General features: G+C 36.3%; 19 protein-coding genes. 5 read left to right on the top strand and 14 right to left on the bottom strand.

The window, feature by feature from the left end; all coding sequences use genetic code 11:
• The first annotated feature begins 344 nt into the window (after positions 1-344).
• From BK577_RS24980 to BK577_RS24975, 3 genes are all read left to right on the top strand, one after another.
• Positions 345-668: an ArsR/SmtB family transcription factor gene (locus BK577_RS24980; RefSeq protein WP_078435503.1), complete on the top strand. Its 324-nt coding sequence runs from the start codon at positions 345-347 to the stop codon at positions 666-668.
• A gap of 70 nt (positions 669-738) precedes the next feature.
• Complete coding sequence (locus BK577_RS26235) at positions 739-894, top strand: hypothetical protein (RefSeq protein WP_169908494.1); 156 nt, start codon at positions 739-741, stop codon at positions 892-894.
• A 46-nt stretch (positions 895-940) separates the two neighbouring features.
• Positions 941-1339: an ArsI/CadI family heavy metal resistance metalloenzyme gene (locus tag BK577_RS24975; protein ID WP_078435502.1), complete on the top strand. Its 399-nt coding sequence runs from the start codon at positions 941-943 to the stop codon at positions 1337-1339.
• A gap of 52 nt (positions 1340-1391) precedes the next feature.
• On the opposite strand, the gene arsC is transcribed toward BK577_RS24975, so the two are convergent.
• The 6 genes from arsC to hmpA all read right to left on the bottom strand — a co-directional run bounded on the left by arsC (position 1392) and on the right by hmpA (position 6909).
• A complete protein-coding gene (gene arsC / locus BK577_RS24970) occupies positions 1392-1811 on the bottom strand; it encodes an arsenate reductase (thioredoxin) (RefSeq protein ID WP_078435501.1) in 420 nt (139 codons plus the stop codon).
• A 25-nt stretch (positions 1812-1836) separates the two neighbouring features.
• Positions 1837-3135: an arsenic transporter gene (locus BK577_RS24965; RefSeq protein ID WP_078435499.1), complete on the bottom strand. Its 1299-nt coding sequence runs from the start codon at positions 3133-3135 to the stop codon at positions 1837-1839.
• A gap of 12 nt (positions 3136-3147) precedes the next feature.
• Positions 3148-3492, bottom strand: coding sequence for an ArsR/SmtB family transcription factor (locus BK577_RS24960; RefSeq protein ID WP_078435497.1), 345 nt, complete (start codon positions 3490-3492; stop codon positions 3148-3150).
• A gap of 136 nt (positions 3493-3628) precedes the next feature.
• Entirely contained in the window at positions 3629-5047 is a 1419-nt protein-coding gene (locus BK577_RS24955) for a SpoVR family protein (RefSeq protein WP_078435496.1), read from the bottom strand.
• An 88-nt stretch (positions 5048-5135) separates the two neighbouring features.
• On the bottom strand, positions 5136-5501 hold the full coding sequence (locus BK577_RS24950; protein WP_245823610.1) for a YidH family protein: 366 nt from the start codon (positions 5499-5501) through the stop codon (positions 5136-5138).
• A 181-nt stretch (positions 5502-5682) separates the two neighbouring features.
• A complete protein-coding gene (gene hmpA, locus BK577_RS24945) occupies positions 5683-6909 on the bottom strand; it encodes an NO-inducible flavohemoprotein (RefSeq protein WP_078435494.1) in 1227 nt (408 codons plus the stop codon).
• A gap of 313 nt (positions 6910-7222) precedes the next feature.
• On the opposite strand from hmpA, the gene BK577_RS24940 reads away from it, so the two are divergent.
• On the top strand, positions 7223-7660 hold the full coding sequence (locus BK577_RS24940) for an RrF2 family transcriptional regulator (protein ID WP_078435492.1): 438 nt from the start codon (positions 7223-7225) through the stop codon (positions 7658-7660).
• A gap of 12 nt (positions 7661-7672) precedes the next feature.
• Here BK577_RS24940 and BK577_RS24935 read toward each other — a convergent pair whose 3' ends face one another.
• Positions 7673-8017 (bottom strand): DUF3889 domain-containing protein, encoded by a 345-nt coding sequence (locus BK577_RS24935; protein ID WP_169908492.1) that lies wholly within the window; start codon positions 8015-8017, stop codon positions 7673-7675.
• A gap of 75 nt (positions 8018-8092) precedes the next feature.
• Positions 8093-9079: a M14 family metallopeptidase gene (locus BK577_RS24930; protein ID WP_078435490.1), complete on the bottom strand. Its 987-nt coding sequence runs from the start codon at positions 9077-9079 to the stop codon at positions 8093-8095.
• Positions 9080-9234: 155 nt separating this feature from the next.
• On the opposite strand from BK577_RS24930, the gene BK577_RS24925 reads away from it, so the two are divergent.
• Positions 9235-9474, top strand: coding sequence for a YhdB family protein (locus BK577_RS24925; protein ID WP_078435489.1), 240 nt, complete (start codon positions 9235-9237; stop codon positions 9472-9474).
• Positions 9475-9740: 266 nt separating this feature from the next.
• On the opposite strand, the gene BK577_RS24920 is transcribed toward BK577_RS24925, so the two are convergent.
• The 6 genes from BK577_RS24920 to BK577_RS24895 form a co-directional block, all read right to left on the bottom strand.
• Positions 9741-10268 (bottom strand): NADPH-dependent FMN reductase, encoded by a 528-nt coding sequence (locus tag BK577_RS24920; protein ID WP_078435488.1) that lies wholly within the window; start codon positions 10266-10268, stop codon positions 9741-9743.
• Between the two features lie 18 nt (positions 10269-10286).
• Positions 10287-10934 carry a response regulator gene (locus tag BK577_RS24915; protein ID WP_078435487.1) on the bottom strand — a complete coding sequence of 216 codons (648 nt, stop codon included), beginning with the start codon at positions 10932-10934 and terminating at the stop codon, positions 10287-10289.
• 3 nt (positions 10935-10937) lie between these two features.
• A complete protein-coding gene (locus tag BK577_RS24910; protein ID WP_078435486.1) occupies positions 10938-12071 on the bottom strand; it encodes a GAF domain-containing sensor histidine kinase in 1134 nt (377 codons plus the stop codon).
• Positions 12072-12219: 148 nt separating this feature from the next.
• Positions 12220-13965 carry a phospho-sugar mutase gene (locus tag BK577_RS24905; protein ID WP_078435485.1) on the bottom strand — a complete coding sequence of 582 codons (1746 nt, stop codon included), beginning with the start codon at positions 13963-13965 and terminating at the stop codon, positions 12220-12222.
• Positions 13966-14349: 384 nt separating this feature from the next.
• Positions 14350-15888, bottom strand: coding sequence for a bifunctional GNAT family N-acetyltransferase/carbon-nitrogen hydrolase family protein (locus tag BK577_RS24900; RefSeq protein ID WP_026561151.1), 1539 nt, complete (start codon positions 15886-15888; stop codon positions 14350-14352).
• Between the two features lie 43 nt (positions 15889-15931).
• A complete protein-coding gene (locus BK577_RS24895; RefSeq protein ID WP_078435484.1) occupies positions 15932-16591 on the bottom strand; it encodes an HAD family hydrolase in 660 nt (219 codons plus the stop codon).
• Between the last annotated feature and the right edge of the window lie 72 nt (positions 16592-16663).

The raw sequence follows: 16663 nt of genomic DNA, 5'->3' as shown, positions 1-16663 counted from the left end.
ATGCTGTAATTTAGATAGTTGAATATAAAAACAGATTTGTTCCATTGCGCTCCAGGCACAAGATTCGCCGGGGAGGAAGCTTAGCCTCCTCGGCTTCGCCTGTGGGGTCTCAGCCTTTCCTCACATCCCGCAGGAGTCAAGTGTCTTCCGCTCCATTCCACTATCGATCATAACATGATAATTTATAGCAACGATCTATGCAAAAACAGTTGTGATAAAAACTCAGATATCTTTTACAAAAAAATTCACATACATCAATTTTTTTTGATTAATCGTTGACAAAAGAAAAATTTGGATATATAGTTTAAATATCAAAAAAAATTGATGTAGAAAAGGTGTATTTCATGAAACAGGAAACCAACTTCCAAGATGTATCTTTAGAAAAAACCTTTGAAATGTATGAGAGCAAGTTTAAAGCCATTGCAGACAAAAAGAGATTGCAGATCATGAACCTTCTTACACAAAAAGGTGAAATTAATGTTAATGATCTGGCTCCAATGGTAAACATGACACAATCAAAGCTGTCATATCATTTAAAAATACTTTTAGATGCCAACCTTATTATACGAGAAACAAGAGGTACATGGAATTATTACAAACTTAACCTAGATGAAGTAAATCACCTATTATCAGCAGAGCTTTGTTGTCTATTTCGGCCAACTTGCTGATAATTTTTTTCTACAATATATCAATTTTTTTTGATAAATAGATCAAAATAATTTGTTTTAGGAGGAAGTTATGTTTAATGAGTATGAGGTTTATATACTTTCAAAAATAAAACAAAATGAAATGACTGAATTTAGTTCTTTTTCGATTCCTGTAACTAAAGAAGATAAGTGTACTGATGAAACTAAATCAATTGAAATGATTTGTTGCCAAACAGTTTGTTGCTAAAAACGGAGAATTAATGACGAAATAGACCCTCAGGAGGAATGAAAATATGAATATTCATATTGGTTTAAATGTAACAGATTTAGAGACTTCCCTTACCTTTTATTCTAAGTTATTTGGTGCAAAACCTGTAAAAGTAAAACCAGATTATGTGAAGTTTTTGTTAGAGAACCCTGGGTTAAACTTTACATTACGACCAGTAGATCGTGTAGAGGGTAATCATATCAATCATTTTGGTTTTCAAGTATTCCGTACAGATGAGTTGGTAAAACATAAAGAGAGGCTGGAAACGGAAGGTTTTTTCTCTCGTAATGAAAGTGATACTACATGCTGCTATGCTAAGCAAGATAAATTTTGGATCACAGATCCTGATGGCCACGAATGGGAATTTTTCTTAACAAAAGAAGACACTGAAGTAGATACCATTGATTCTTGTTGTGATGAATGAATAGGTATTGGTAAAGGAAAAGCCGCGGGATATGTGTCCCACGGCTTTTTTATTATTCTCCGGTTTTTGCGAAACGTTCAATTCTTTCTCCGATTTCATCACGTACACGTTGGAAGAACGCCCATTTTTCTTCATCTGTTCCTTCTGCTTTCGCCGGATCATCAAAACCCCAGTGTACTCGTTTAATATGTGGAGGAGTAACTGGGCAATTGTCTGCCGCATGACCACAAAGTGTTACAACTAAATCAGCATGATTTAAGATTTCCGGATCAATAACATCAGATGTTTGAGTTGAAATATCAATATCCGCTTCTTTCATTGCTTTCACTGCATTTGGATTTAAACCATGTGCTTCTAAGCCGGCACTTTTTACTTCCCACTCATCACCTAAATGCTTTTTTGCCCAGCCTTCTGCCATTTGGCTTCTGCAAGAATTTCCTGTACATAAGAAGTAGATTGTTTTTTTAGACATGTTTATTTCTCCTTTTCAGATAAGATTAATGGATGATAAGTAACCAAATATATAAACCAACAAGGGTAATAAATAATGTTGGGATGGTTAGGATAATTCCTGTTTTAAAATAGGTTCCCCAAGAGATTTTTACACCTTTTAAAGATAAGACATGAAGCCATAATAAAGTAGCTAATGAGCCTATTGGTGTAATTTTCGGTCCTAAATCAGAACCAATCACGTTTGCATAAATAAGAGCTTCTCTTATCACACCACTTGTATTCGTATCCGAAATGGCTAGTGCATCAATCATAACCGTTGGCATATTGTTCATGATTGATGATAAGATGGCAGCAATAAAGCCCATTCCAACTGTTGCTGCAAACAGCCCTTGGTCTGCTGTTACTTGAATTAAATCAGCTAATACATTTGTTAACCCAACATTTCGCAAGCTGTAAACAACGACATACATTCCGATTGAGAAAAAGACAATTGCCCAAGGGGCCCCTTTTATGACGGTTTTTGTGTTTACCACAGGACTTCTTTTTGCCATGGCTAAAAAGAAGATGGCAACAATGCCGGCAATGAACGATACAGGGATGCCGATGAACTCACTTGCAAAGTATCCAATAAGTAAGATTCCCAAAACAGCCCAGGACAATTTGAACATCTTTTCATCACGAATGGCTTCTACTGGTTTTTTCAATTGGGATATATCATAATTTCTCGGAATGCTTTTACGGAAAAAGAGAAATAAAACCAAAATACTTGCACCTAGTGAGAAAAAGTTAGGAATAATCATTCTTGATGCAAACTCGACAAAACCTATCCCGAAAAAGTCTGCTGATACGATATTCACTAAATTACTCACGACTAATGGAAGAGAGGTTGTATCTGCAATAAATCCACTAGCCATAATAAATGGAAACACCATCTTTTCACTAAAGTTTAAGTTTCTTACCATCGCAAGGACAATCGGTGTAAGGATTAGTGCTGCTCCATCATTTGCAAAGAGTGCAGCTACAATTGCACCTAATATACTGACATAAACAAACATTTTCATGCCGTTTCCTTTTGCAGCCCTTGCCATGTGTAAAGCTGACCACTCAAAGAAACCTATTTCATCCAATATTAAAGAAATAATAATAATCGCAATAAATGCTAAGGTTGCGTTCCAAACAATTGACGTTACATCCATTACATCTTTAAAATCAACAACACCTACCAGAAGGGCTAAAATCGCCCCGCCACATGCAGACCAGCCAATGGATAACCCTTTTGGTTGCCATATGACGAGCGTAAGTGTGAGTAAAAAGATAACGGATGCCAAAATTACTGATGTCATTTCATACCTCCATTATTCACACGAAATACGTAATCCTTGTTCCTCTAATTCTTTTATTCGATAATCCTGGTTCGGAAGGTGTTCAAGTATGTTTTGAACAAATGGGTAATAATCACTGCTTTTGTTTAATGAATAAATGATCCACTGCCCTCTTCTCGTTTCTTGAACAATTCCTGCATCCTTTAGTTTTCTGAGATGTTGACTAATGGCAGGTTGACTTGCTTTAAAAATTTCAACAAACTCACACACACAACAATCATTTGAATCCAACATTTTCACCATTGTTAAACGGGTTTTGTCACCTAAAAGTTTTAATACTGTCGCAGCTTTATCTATTTCAAGAGTTGTTTCTGACATTGTTTACACCTCCACTTGTATCCGTAAATTACTATATAATAATTTACTTATATATTCAATAGAAAAATATATTTTATTAGTATTGCGTAAATTATTACATTCATGCAAAAAAAATCACTGCCTAAGCAGCGATTTTTTACAAGTATCTTCTCGATACACTTTTTCCATCATAAGAAAACAACACATTTTTTCCTTCCAGCATACTTTCCATATGAACAGGTCTGCCCCATAATTGATAAATATATGGAAGCACCTTCTCTAAGTATTTTAGATCAAGCTCAATGTCTTCAAACCAGTGCTTTAAGTAAAGTTCATTGTTTTTTAGATAATCTCCGTCATTTACCGTAATATATGGGAATCCTCCATTGACCCTCATGCTGACAAGCTGATCGCGAACTGATTCCCAGCCTTTATCAACAATTTTATAATCCCGGCCTTGCTTCTGGAATAAGTACATATCCTCGCGCATCACAAGGTCTTTTGTTAAGTAATTGCGGATGAACGAAATATCGGATTCCACTTCACGGACTTCAAACATTTTTTCACGTCCGGAACCAGGCTTCGCACCGAACATTTTCATCTCTTCTGTCGGGTTATCGTATCTCTCTTCAATGTCTTCAAAAATTTTCAGACCTAAATAATACGGATTAATGCTTGTTTTTGATGGCTGTACAACACCTGCATTCAGCTTTGCAAATTCAACAGCTTCATCAGATGTTAAATCAAGCTCCCTGATAATGCGTTGGTGCCAATACGAAGCCCAACCTTCATTCATGATTTTCGTTTCAAGCTGTGGCCAGAAATAGAGCATTTCTTCTCTCATCATCGTTAAAATATCACGTTGCCAATCCTCTAATTCTCTACTGTATTCTTCAATAAACAATAGAATATCTTTCTCAGGTGAAGGTGGAAATTTCTTTTTCTTCTTTTTTATTGTAGATTTGGGTTCAGCTTTTTTATCAAGATTCCAAAGGTCATCATATGGAGTGACCTTTTGCTCTTCTGAGTCTTCCTCAAATTCAATATCATCAATCGTCCAAGAAAGTTTTGGACGAACAAGGGAAGGATCAATATGTTCCTGTATCGAAAGAACTGCATCTAAAAACGTTTCTACCTCTTGCCTTCCATGAATGAGTTCATATTTCTTAATTCGCTCTGCTGTGGCAGACATACTCTCAACCATTTCACGTTTTGTATTACTAAAACGTGAATTATTTTTGAAAAAGTCACAATGTGCCAATACGTGAGCGACGATTAATTTATTTTGGATTAAAGAGTTAGTATCTAGAAGAAATGCGTAGCAAGGATCTGAGTTAATGACAAGTTCGTAGATTTTACTCAAACCTAAATCATATTGAAGCTTCATTTTGTGAAATTGTTTCCCAAAGCTCCAGTGTGAAAACCTTGTAGGCATACCATATGCACCAAATGTATAAATAATATCAGCAGGACATATCTCATATCTCATTGGATAAAAATCAAGTCCGAAGCCTTTCGCAACCTCGGTTATTTCACTAATAGCATATTCCAAAGCTTTTTGATCAGCTGCTTTCATGGTCTCCCCCCTAAAGCAAATCTTACAATAATGTATGAGCCTTAGTTGAAAAACATGCTAACCTGTTCAAAGGGAGACTCTAGCATTTCTACATTAATACAAAGTAAATACCAAAAATAAACGCAATCACGATCACAAAGATCCCAAGTGTAATTACGGTTATTTTCGGGGTTCTAAATGTTTGAGCGTTAATCGCTTTGTATTTTCGTAAATAAGCAATGGTTGCCATAATGATCGTTATAATTCCTACTCCAACTGATGTTATCCCAATAATATTGGCTAAATAATCACTAGTCTGTGAAAGATTCGGCTCCATATTTTCATGTAAATTTGAAACAAGAAATCCCACACCAATTATCGCAATCGCCGTTCGGATCCAGGCTAAAAATGTGCGCTCATTTGCCAGGTGTTGTTGTATGTACTTAGAATCAATCGTTTTTTGCTTCTGTTCCAAGTCTTTCTCCATCTATCTCACCTAACTTTACAAATATATAAGTTTGATACTAGCTAATAGGTTTAACTATACCCTTTCCAGAAAAATATACTCTATAACGTTAGAACACAATAAATCCAAAAGAAAAACCACTAACTATAGGGAAACAAAATCCCTATAATTAATGGCTTCAATCCAATATTTACGCTTCCTGATACTGCTTCAAATCAATTGCAGGACCAAAAAATTCATAGTTAATATTCTCTGATTTCACACCAAGTCTTTGAAGGTTTTCAATTACACTTCCCATAAACGGTGCCGGACCACATACATAGAATGTTGCATCCTTTTCTTTCACAAGCTGTTCAAGCTTTTGTAAATCTAAGTATCCTTCAAAATCAAATTTATTTTCCTCACGATCAGATACAGTTGGCTGTTGGAGGACGACATATTTCTTTGCATTTGGCATCGATTGAACCGTTTCACTTACTTCATGTTCAAATGCTTGTACATATCCATCATTTGCTGCCTGGATAAATGTTACCATTCGATTCGGCTGGTTATCTCCAACTGTTTTTAGCATACTAAGCATCGGTGTAATTCCGACACCACCACTAATGAGATAAAGTGGAGAATTTGCTGATCCGTCTAAAACAAAGTCACCTGCAGGAGCCGTAATTTCTACTTCATCACCAACATTGACTGAATCATGAAGATAATTTGATACTTTACCATTTTGATCTATGTTTTCTCCTGTTTCTCTCTTAACGGAGATTCGTAATGTTTGTTTCCCTGGAGAGTCAGAAAGACTATATTGACGATTTAGTAAATACTCTTCACCTGGAATAGATAATCTTATTGTAATATACTGACCCGCTTGAAAATTTGGAACTGGCTTACCATCAGAAGCTTCAAGATAGAATGATGTAATAACAGAGCTTTCTTGTTCCTTTTTAACAACCTTAAATGCCTTGAACTCTTCCCAAGCCTCATTCTTGGCTTTGTTATACATTTCTTCCTCAACATCGATAAAGACTTGAGCAATCACTGCATATGCTTCTCCCCAAGCTTCAATGATATCAGGTGTCGCTGCATCTCCTAATACATCTTTGATCGCTTTTAATAAGAATTCTCCTACAATCGGATAATGTTCTTTTTTCACATTTAAACTTCGATGTTTATGGGCAATTTGTTTTACGGCTGGTAATAATACTTCCAATTGATCAATATATGTTGCTGCTGCATAAACCGTATTGGCTAAAGCTGTTTGCTGACGACCTTGTTTTTGATTTGCATGATTAAATATATTTAATAATTCAGGGTGTGCTTCAAACAGGCTTTTGTAAAAATAAGATGTTATTTCCACTCCACGCTCAGCTAAGATTGGTGCTGTTGATTTCACAATTTCAATTGTTTTATTAGATATCATCTATTCCAACTCCTAAAGAAGTATTTTGAATACATCTTTATCATAGATAAACCATGATTTAAAAGCAATATATAAAATACATCTTTAGAAAAGCTGTCACATTTTCCTACAATAATAACTAAAACGTACACACCATATGGTAAGATAGGTCTAAAGTTACTTTTAAACCTAGATTCTATTTAGAAAACTATTTCATTGATTGAAGCGAGCATCCTGGAGCTTCAATCAACCATACGCTATACTTATTATTAAGTAATTTCAATCACTTTCAGTTCAACTAAATCTTTCTAAAAATAAATGTGAGGTATGTTATATGCGACTAACCCTTTATACAGACTACTCGTTAAGAGTCTTAGTATATCTTGCTACAAAACCTAAAGAAGATCTTTCAAATATAAAAGAAATTGCAGAAGTCTATAATATTTCAAAAAACCATTTAATGAAGGTCACATATGAGCTCGGAAAAATGAATGTCATCGAAACAATCCGCGGGCGGAATGGCGGAATTCGGTTAGCAATGCCTCCAGAGGAAATTAATATCGGAGAAATTGTTCGAAAAACAGAGGAAGATTTCCATCTTGTCGAGTGTTTTGATCAAGACAATAATCAATGCATTATCTCTCCTGCATGTGGTTTAAAACATGTTTTAAACAAAGCATTACAAGCGTATTTGGAAGTCCTTGATCAATATACTTTAGCTGACGTATCAAAGAATCAATCTGCTCTACTCTCATATTTTTTATCTAAATGAAAAAAGGCGACCTCACAGGTTGCCTTCTCTCATTTCTGAAACATTTACGGTAATCAATTGTCCTGTTTTAGGGTTAAATACAACATCTACCTTTACAATAAACGGTTTATTGTTTTGCTTTCCCTTCACATGAAAAACATCTTTTGACTCTTCTTCATTTACAGCTTCTCTTCCATCATACTTATAATCAACAAATTCAGCGTCAGGATATTTTTCTTTTACAGAGGATATCGCAATACGGCTCCACTTTTTGTAATCCACTTCCTGCACATTTTGTTCCCCGTATGCTTTCAACCCAGCAGTAAAAATAATTGAGAGAGCGAGAAATGCGAAAAAAACTTTTGATAATGTTTTCATAAGACAGACCTCCATAACGGCTTTCTATCAATTAATCTGCCCCGACATTTGGTCCATATTCTCCAAAAAAATATTTTATTTTTCTACCAGCAACTCTTTTTTGGCATATTCACATAGAATGAATCCAATTTCTTTATTACGTTTCCACTCTTCATCAAACACTGACAATGGAGGGTTAGTATCCTCAATAAGATAACTAAGTTCTATCGTTACAGCCGGTCGTTCATATTCTTGAATAAACCAGTCTGTGTAACCCCCGCCAATGGCATCAAAGGGAGGATAGGAGATTTCATAACCTGTTTTCTTTGAGATTTTTTCAGTAAGCGAGTAGTCCCGTTGAAGGTGGTGAAAAGAATTAAAATAATACCAATACAGCTCACGGCCTGAAGTATGATAGGCGGCAGTTGTAAGCGGCTTTATTTGCTTTGTAAAATGTGTTAAAGCTTTCGTTTCTTTTGATTCCAGAGGCTTTTTCCCTTTAAAATGAGAGTAGGATGCATCTGCTGTATCTCCTTCAATATTGTCCCATCCAGCAGGATACTGTCTATTTAAATCAACTCCTAAACCATTCGCTTTCCAACGGGTAAAATCTGCATCTCCTTCATTCATATCGATATAGACCTCTTGTAACAGATAGGGAAATGAGCTGATCCCCTTTTGTTGAATCGTCACACCATCAGGATTCACCATCGGGATAAACCAAATCGCAACATCATCTAAGATTTCAGGAGAATGCCCTGAAAAAGGACGGGAATTTTTATAAGCCTCTGCGTATTGCTTGATCATTTCCATCACGATGTGTGTTGACAGCCATTCCCGTCCATGATGACTTCCTGTAATAAAAACGGTATTCTCTCCATGACCAATTTTCACTGCAAGAAGATCTCGTCCAAATTCAGATTGGCCAAATCTTCTTACCTCAAGGTCATACGCTTTAGCAATCGAGAGAAGATTCTTTTTCATGAGTTGATATGTATACATCTGTTGCTCGAATTCCTTCGCTTGTACACTTTGTCCCAATGCTATTATGAATATGAGAATTAAGATCGAACAATACTTCATTTTTTCATCCTTTTTGATTTTAGGTTACCATCTCTTAAGTGTTTTATGTGGGTAAAGACTACCATTCCTTATATAGCAACGACACCAAGTTTTTCACAGTAACAAAAAACATAAAACACATACAATAATCATATCTCCTTAAGGGAGGGAAGATCATGAACAATGTTGATTATGACAAAGCATTGTATTACACACATCGTTCACAATGGGATAACTTACTTATCTTAATGGTTCGAACAAAAGACGATTTTTTATCAAAGAAAATAGAACATTTCTTACATGCCTATAATTTCGAACATGACTATAAAGAAGTTGAAAAACAACTGTATTCACTTTTACGATATATCGACCACGCAGTAGAGGAAGAACCTTTTGCAATAGAGGCATTACACTAGGAAAGCGCAAGGCGCTAAGCATATCGGCGACAAGCATAAGGCGAATAGGAATAGAAGGCGTTCTATGCCTTCTATTTCTATTTGACTAGTCCTAGAGGCAGTCAAAATCGCGACGTCCTGTCGCATTGACTGCACTTGCACATCCTGTGCTTCGCCGATGGCGCCTGGAGCTAGACACCAAAACTTAGTACAGAATTCTATGCTTCCTTAACTTTTAAAAAAGACTGACTTAGGATAGTATACACACACCTACCCTTAGTCAGTCTTTATTGATCGATATTTTGAATCGCTTCTGTATAAACAGTTAATTCTTTTACTAATTGTTCAATGAGTAATGCAGATTCCGAATGTAATTCTTTAAGTTCATAGTCAAAACAATTTGGATCAAGTACAACTTGTTTCGGAATCGAGTGGGCATATAATCCCCGCATCACCGTTCTCATGTTATTTAACGCATTAATTCCGCCTTTTCCTCCACCCGCAACAGCTACAAGTGCAACAGGCTTATGAGAAAAATGCTCACTGCTTAAAAAGTCTAATGCATTTTTCAGTGCACCGCTCATTGCATTATGATATTCAGGAGATAATAATACAATAGCATCTGCCTCTACAACCAATTTTCTTAATTCTTGAACATGATGATGTTGTGAAGCTGCTTCTTCTCCATTAAAAAGTGGGAATTCCTTTTCACTTAAATCAAAGTGTTCCGCCTTATAGACCTTTGCCATGTATGTGGCGGCCATTTTTGTTCTCCCTGATTTTCTTGGGCCCCCATTGATAATCAATAATTTCATTTTCATTCTCCTTTATTTTTAAGATTCTACATATCCATTTTTCACCGCATATATAGCTGCTTGTGTGCGATCTGACAGCTGTAATTTGGACAGGATATTTGATATATGTGTCTTAACCGTTTTTTCTGTGATAAATAATGCACTTGCAATCTCTTTATTGCTTTTCCCTTTTGCCAGCTCGTTTAAAACTTCCTTTTCCCGCTTCGTTAAGTCGTCTAGTTTTGTTTGGGGCTGAATCACTGGTGTAGACAAATGAGCCATAACATGTGAGGTGACCTTCGGATGAAGTTTACTTTGTCCTTGTAACACATCTCTTATTGTTTGAACAAGATCATCTGGTTCTATGTCCTTCAATTGGTATCCGGAAGCACCTGCACGTAATGCAGGGATGACATGATCTTGATCACCATAGCTTGTTAAAATAATGATTTTAACTGTTGTGTTAGTTTCCCTAATAATCTTTGTAGCCATCACTCCATCCATTTCAGGCATGGATAAGTCCATTAAAACTACATCCGGATTTAGTTCTGAAACGAGCTTTACAGCTTCTTTCCCGTTTGTTGCCTCCCCGATAATGTCTATATCCTTCTGTGTTTTTAGAAAGAAAAGCAAGCCTCTCCGCACAACATGGTGATCATCTGCAATTAACACTTTAATTTTGGCCATCATTTATCCCCCTTTACTTAATGGAATCGCAACATCAATCTTTGTTCCTTTACCTGGCATGCTTACTAACTTAAAATTCCCGTTCAAACGTTCAACTCTTTCTTTCATTCCTTTTAACCCTAAAGAAGGAATAGCAACACTTTCATCATAATGAAAGCCTCTTCCACGATCCTCTATCATCATTTTTACATATACATCTTTTTTTGATAGGGCGACATTCATCTCAGTTGTTTCAGCATGCTTTTTGCAATTATTTAATGCCTCCTGACCAATACGCCATAGCTCTTCTTCAATATATTGAGGCAATGTACAAACACCTTCTATATCACAAGATATGTTTAATCCGAGCACATTTCCATAGTGAATAAGTGCTGTTGCAATACCATCTTCCAACCCTTGTGGTCGGAGCTGCCATATCAGATCCTTCATCTCATTCAATGCTTCCTGGGAAAGCTCCTGCATATATGTCAGCATCTCTTTCACATCTTCCTGATCTGTCATTTCCTTTGTTCCTCTTGCTGTTAACATAATCGAAAACAACAGCTGATTAACTGAATCATGCAAATCCTGTGCAAGTCTGTTTCTTTCTTTGACTAATGCATGAGCTCTTTCCTTCTCGACTAATTGTATTCGTTTTATAGCTGTTCCAATTTGAAAAGCAACAGACTCTAATAAGGCAAGTTCCTCTTCTGAAAAATGCTTTTTATTTGGTGACGCAACATTAAGCAGTCCGAAGTTTTCCTTTCCAGCTCTCAGTGGGACTGTTGCATGATGGGTAATTCCGTTCGTCTCTCCCCAATTATGTTCAATCGCCTCTTCAATTCGCTTACATGAAATGATGTTAATCGCCTTTTTTAAGCGTCCAGCCTGATATCTATCCACACACCAACAGCCGCCTTCACACATTGGCTTCTTTTGTTTCCACGTTAACCCTGTTGGCAAATCATGATCAGCCGCTAACTTATAATGACCTTTTTCATCGATTAAAAAAATCCACCCTGTTGAAAGATCTGTTACATGCAGGAGTTCCTTTAACACATCATTTAACATAACTTTAATATTCGTCGCTTCATTTAACTTTTCTGCAATGATTTTGAGCGTATTTAGGTCTTGTATCCGTTTATCAGTTCCAGTCATTTGCTTTTCTCCCTAGTCTTCTTATCTTTATTATATCAACAACTCTCTTTTAACGACCTTCTCTTTCTGACTTAATTTTGCTACGACTTTTGGAGTATTTTTAGGAACGCAAAAAGCGGACAAGTATGAGTTTGTCCGCTTTTTGTTATTACTTCGATAATGCTGCGATTAATTCATTTACGATTTCCATGACGCCTGCTTCAAGAGTTGATAAGTCTTGTTCACTTTGTTCAAGTGTGTCACTTTTCACTCCAAAATAGAACTTAGCTTTTGGTTCAGTTCCGGATGGTCTTACACAGAACCATGAATTATCCTCTAAGATGTATTTCAACACGTTTGAACCAGGTAAATCGATCTTCGCCTTTGTACCTGCCGCAACGTCTTGGCGTTCACTGCTTTTATAATCCTCAATTGCTACAATTTTCTTACCTGCAACATCAGTAGGAGGATTTGATCTAAATGACTGCAGAATGCTTTGAATTTGCTCTGCCCCTTCTTTTCCTTTTAACGTAAGAGACTGAAGTCCTTCTTTGTAGTAGCCGTACTCTTTGAAGATTTCAAGTAAGCCTTGATACAAAGTAAGACCTTTCTTTTTATAATAAGCCGCTACTTCAGCTGATATTAATGCTGCTTGTACAGCATCTTTATCACGAGCAAAATCACCGATGAGGTAGCCATAGCTTTCTTCATACCCAAACTGGAATTGATATTGTCCTGTGCGTTCATATTCATTGATTTTTTCACCAATAAATTTGAAGCCTGTTAATGTATCAATTGTTTCAAGACCATATGATTTTGCGATCTCTCTGCCAATTTCTGATGTAACAATTGTTTTTAGAACGACTCCATTTTCAGGAAGTGTTCCTTTTTCCTTTTTCTCTGATAATAGATAATTCAGAAGTAATGCACCTGTTTGGTTTCCTGTTAAAACAACATATTCACCATCATTGTTTTTAACCGCCACACCAAGCCTGTCTGCATCTGGGTCTGTTCCAATTAAAACATCCGCATCAATCTCTTTTCCATCACGGATTGCTAGAGTGAATGCATCATGTTCCTCAGGGTTAGGAGATTTTACAGTTGAGAAGTTTGGATCAGGCAGTTCTTGTTCTTTTACAACTGTTACATTTTTATAACCTAATGCTTCTAAACCGCTACGAACCGGTTTATTTGCAGTACCATGTAATGGTGTGAATACAACCTTTAGATCGACTTCTTGTGATAATGAAGGATTCACTGAAATGGTTGTTAGCTTTTCTGTATAAGCCTGGTCAATTTCTTCACCGATCATGTTGATTAAACCTTGAGATTTTAATTCACTCTCGTCTTTAACCTCAATTTGCAGCTCATCTTCAACCTGATTCACATAAGAGATCACAGTGTCTGCTGCAGCTGGGGGTAATTGTCCGCCATCTTCGCCGTATACTTTATATCCATTATATTCAGGTGGATTGTGGCTGGCTGTTATCACAATACCTGAGAATGCATGTAAGTGTCTTACAGCAAATGATAACTCAGGAGTTGGACGTAATTCTTCAAATACATATGTTTGAATGCCATGTGAAGCTAATGTTTTTGCTGCTTCCATCGCAAATTCAGGTGATTTATGACGGGAATCATACGCAATCGCGACTCCGCGTTTTTTGGCTTCATCACCAAAGGAATTTATGTAAGTTGCTAAACCTTCAGAAGCTTTACGAATTGTATATATGTTCATACGGTTGGTACCCGGCCCGATTTCACCACGCATCCCGCCTGTTCCAAACTCTAGTTCTTTATAGAAGCAATCTTCTAAAGCCTTTTCATTTCCTTCTAAGTTCGTTAAAAGAGTTCGCAGTTCTTGATCTAAATCTTGTTTTTGATTCCAACGTTGATAGCTTTGTTCCCAGCTCATTTTTACCTCCTAGGAGTTTTACTAAAATTTCATCTTAATTTTAGCATATTATAGAACTTTCCACATAATTGAATTTCTACAAATTCCGCGCATTTGCTTTAGAAGATAGTATGACGTTATTTTAGAACAATTATCGGGTTAGAGTGATGTGAATTTAGCTGGTCGATTTGTTTTATTACTATATTTGTTTTTCGACAAAATTTTTGAGGTCCTCTTTTTTTACTTTTACCTTGTTGCTATGTAACAAGTGTATAGAAGGTTGATTGAAGCTCCAGGATGCTCGCTTCAATCAACCAAATTAGTTTTTATCTAATAGAAATTCTTAAAACCCACCTTATAAAAAAAGCCAACTCTATATCATAATCTTTGAGTTGGCTTCACACATTATTTTTTATATTGTATAGAATATATATCCTTCCGGCGGTCTTTCAATTGATTGACAGTACCTGATTGGCGTTGGCGTCTTAGGATTTCGAGGTCGACATCGCCGATGATGACCATTTCAATATTTGGATCACATTCTCCCACGACTCCGTCTCTGGCAAATTCAAAATCTGATGGTGCAAAGATGGCTGATTGTGCATATTGAATGTCCATATTTTTCGTTTGCGGAAGGTTTCCGACAGTTCCAGCGATAACTGTATAAATTTGATTTTCCACAGCACGTGCCTGGGCACAGTAGCGAACACGTAGATATCCTTGACGGTCTTCTGTACAGAAAGGAGTAAAGATAATTTTTGCTCCTTTGTCTGTGGCAATTCGCGCCAGCTCAGGAAATTCAATATCATAGCATATTTGGATGGCGATTTTTCCACAGTCTGTATTAAACACCTTCACCTGGTCACCGCGGCTGATCCCCCACCATTTTCTTTCATTCGGTGTTATGTGGAGCTTATATTGCTTCTCAATTGTTCCGTCACGTCTAAAAAGGTAAGCAATATTATAAATCCGCCCTTCTTCCTCTACTACATGTGATCCACCAATAATGTTCACATTATACTTAACTGCCAGCTCAGTAAATAATTCAATATATTCTTCTGTAAATTCAGTTAAACGTTGAATAGCCAAGCTTGGAACTTTTTCATCTAAAAATGACATGAGCTGTGTTGTAAAGATTTCAGGAAAAACGGCAAAGTCTGAGCCTGCATCTGAAGCTACATTTGTATAATATTCTACTTGTTTTGCGAATTCTTCAAATGAACGAATTTGCTTCATCATATACTGAACAACACAAATGCGAACAGGATTGGATGTTTTGTAAAACCGTTTTGTGTTCGGCTGATAATCAACATTATTCCATTCCATCAATGTTGCGTATTTATTTGAAGCTACATCATCAGATAAATAGTTTGGATTAATCCTCATAAGGGTAAATTCATTTAAAAGCTGAAACGATAAAACAGGGTCATAAATTTTATGTAATGTAACCTGTTGCACATATTCTCTTGCCGTCAGTTCATCAGCATATTTATAATAATTCGGGATTCTTCCTCCGATAATAATACTTTTTAAATTTAGCCTTCTGGCTAAGTCCTTTCTTGCTTCATATAGACGGTGACCAATTTTCATTCGGCGATAATCAGGGTGAACCATGACTTCGATTCCATACATATTATAACCATCGGGATCATGATTCGTAATATATCCATTATCGGTAATATCATCCCATGTATGACGATCATCATACTCGTCAAAATTCACTAAAAGACTTGAGCATGAACCGATGATAATCCCTTCAAACTCAGCACAAAATTGACCTTCCGGAAAATGATCAAGATGACTTTCCAAATGCTCTCTTTTCCATGGTTCCATCCCTGGAAAACATTTTGCTTGAAGTTCAATAATCGCATCAATATCAGTTTCCAGGATATTGCGTATGATCATCTTTTTTTCAAATTTCGTTAAATCAAGTTTCTCAGACATAGTGGTTCTCCTTTGAACAATAATTAATACGTTTATATACCCTTTATCCCTTATCCAGAAACATCAGTAATTCCTTAAGCTCCATTTGTGCCATTGATTCGACGCGATGATCGACTTCACTAAAATCAAGTCCTTTCGTCACTGTATTAGGCACTGTTACACATTTCATCCCTGCTCTTTTCGCAGCTAGGGCACCATTTGCCGAATCTTCAAAAGCAATACACTCCTCAGGCTTCACACCTAAGCATTTAGCAGCCTCCAAATATAAGGCAGGATCCGGTTTCACATGTTCAACATAATCGGAAGTTCGAATGCATTCAAAACGATCTAATAAGTTTAGTCTACTTAAATGAGAGGAAACCCATTCATAATTGGAACTTGAGGCTAACCCTACTTTTAAACCGAGTTCTTTTGCAGCATCTAAATATTCAATCACTCCAGGTCTTGCCTTTTCTACCTGTATTCTTTTGTTAAAACGATCCTTCTCAACTAGCTTTAGTTCAGCATGGTCTATTTTCCTTTTAGCTTGTTCCTCCAAGTATGTATAAGGATTAAAATCTGACTTAGTTCCAATCAATTTTCCCCAAACTTCTAATGGCAATTCACATTCATGCTCACGAAATATTTCACATAAAACCTCATATTCATGTGTTTCTGTATCAAGGATTAATCCGTCAAAATCAAAAATAATCGCTTTTATCATGTAAAATACAACTCCCCTAAAAAAGTGTCCTTCTATGTATAATATATAAAGGAACTTTGTTTATATTTCAAA

It is taken from the genome of Metabacillus halosaccharovorans, assembly GCF_002019635.1.
GTDB classification, from domain to species: domain Bacteria; phylum Bacillota; class Bacilli; order Bacillales; family Bacillaceae; genus Metabacillus; species Metabacillus halosaccharovorans.
Note: the sequence above shows the minus strand (reverse complement) of the source record. Positions and strands in the feature narration are given on the sequence as shown.

What these genes read in the sequence shown, in the direction of transcription:
- BK577_RS24980 (WP_078435503.1), top strand. Translation starts at nt 345, where the DNA reads ATGAAACAGGAAACCAACTTCCAAGATGTATCTTTAGAAAAAACCTTT.
- BK577_RS26235 (WP_169908494.1), top strand. Translation starts at nt 739, where the DNA reads ATGTTTAATGAGTATGAGGTTTATATACTTTCAAAAATAAAACAAAAT.
- BK577_RS24975 (WP_078435502.1), top strand. Translation starts at nt 941, where the DNA reads ATGAATATTCATATTGGTTTAAATGTAACAGATTTAGAGACTTCCCTT.
- arsC (WP_078435501.1), bottom strand. Translation starts at nt 1,811, where the DNA reads ATGTCTAAAAAAACAATCTACTTCTTATGTACAGGAAATTCTTGCAGA.
- BK577_RS24965 (WP_078435499.1), bottom strand. Translation starts at nt 3,135, where the DNA reads ATGACATCAGTAATTTTGGCATCCGTTATCTTTTTACTCACACTTACG.
- BK577_RS24960 (WP_078435497.1), bottom strand. Translation starts at nt 3,492, where the DNA reads ATGTCAGAAACAACTCTTGAAATAGATAAAGCTGCGACAGTATTAAAA.
- BK577_RS24955 (WP_078435496.1), bottom strand. Translation starts at nt 5,047, where the DNA reads ATGAAAGCAGCTGATCAAAAAGCTTTGGAATATGCTATTAGTGAAATA.
- hmpA (WP_078435494.1), bottom strand. Translation starts at nt 6,909, where the DNA reads ATGATATCTAATAAAACAATTGAAATTGTGAAATCAACAGCACCAATC.
- BK577_RS24940 (WP_078435492.1), top strand. Translation starts at nt 7,223, where the DNA reads ATGCGACTAACCCTTTATACAGACTACTCGTTAAGAGTCTTAGTATAT.
- BK577_RS24935 (WP_169908492.1), bottom strand. Translation starts at nt 8,017, where the DNA reads ATGAAAACATTATCAAAAGTTTTTTTCGCATTTCTCGCTCTCTCAATT.
- BK577_RS24930 (WP_078435490.1), bottom strand. Translation starts at nt 9,079, where the DNA reads ATGAAGTATTGTTCGATCTTAATTCTCATATTCATAATAGCATTGGGA.
- BK577_RS24925 (WP_078435489.1), top strand. Translation starts at nt 9,235, where the DNA reads ATGAACAATGTTGATTATGACAAAGCATTGTATTACACACATCGTTCA.
- BK577_RS24920 (WP_078435488.1), bottom strand. Translation starts at nt 10,268, where the DNA reads ATGAAATTATTGATTATCAATGGGGGCCCAAGAAAATCAGGGAGAACA.
- BK577_RS24915 (WP_078435487.1), bottom strand. Translation starts at nt 10,934, where the DNA reads ATGGCCAAAATTAAAGTGTTAATTGCAGATGATCACCATGTTGTGCGG.
- BK577_RS24910 (WP_078435486.1), bottom strand. Translation starts at nt 12,071, where the DNA reads ATGACTGGAACTGATAAACGGATACAAGACCTAAATACGCTCAAAATC.
- BK577_RS24905 (WP_078435485.1), bottom strand. Translation starts at nt 13,965, where the DNA reads ATGAGCTGGGAACAAAGCTATCAACGTTGGAATCAAAAACAAGATTTA.
- BK577_RS24900 (WP_026561151.1), bottom strand. Translation starts at nt 15,888, where the DNA reads ATGTCTGAGAAACTTGATTTAACGAAATTTGAAAAAAAGATGATCATA.
- BK577_RS24895 (WP_078435484.1), bottom strand. Translation starts at nt 16,591, where the DNA reads ATGATAAAAGCGATTATTTTTGATTTTGACGGATTAATCCTTGATACA.